The sequence below is a fragment of the Aureimonas sp. D3 genome (assembly GCF_001463805.1).
In the GTDB taxonomy this organism is placed as follows: domain Bacteria; phylum Pseudomonadota; class Alphaproteobacteria; order Rhizobiales; family Rhizobiaceae; genus Aureimonas; species Aureimonas ureilytica_A.
In genome coordinates this window covers 1-449 of the sequence record NZ_BBWM01000109.1, presented here as the reverse complement: position 1 = coordinate 449, position 449 = coordinate 1, and the positions used below count along the sequence as shown (strand labels likewise).

Sequence of the window (449 nt, the reverse complement as noted above, 5' to 3'; positions counted from 1 at the left end):
TCAGCGGGATCATCTTCGTCAACCGCAACGGTCTGCGATGGCGGGATGCGCCCAAGGACTACGGGCCCGCAAAGACGCTGTACAACCGTTGGAAGCGTTGGGGCGAAGCGGGTGTCTTTGTCCGGATAATGGAAGGACTGGCAGCAGCCGGTGCCGATCCGCAGACCATCATGATCGATGCGACCTACCTGAAGGCGCACCGCACGGCATCGAGCCTTGCGGTCAAAAAGGGGGCCTTGGCCGCCTGATCGGTCGCACCAAGGGCGGCATGAACACCAAGCTTCACGCCGTGGCCGATGCGAACGGTCGTCCGCTGAGCTTCTTCCTGACCGCCGGGCCGGTGAGCGATTATACCGGGGCAGCAGCGCTGTTGGACGATCTGCCCAAGGCGCAGTGGCTGCTCGGCGATCGGGGCTACGACGCCGACTGGTTCCGGGACGCTCTTGCAG

At 64.1% G+C, this 449-nt stretch carries 1 pseudogene; it reads left to right on the top strand.

The features are described 5' to 3' along the window. Positions 1-449 (top strand): annotated as a pseudogene (locus AUL36_RS23585) (IS5 family transposase); the annotation flags it as partial.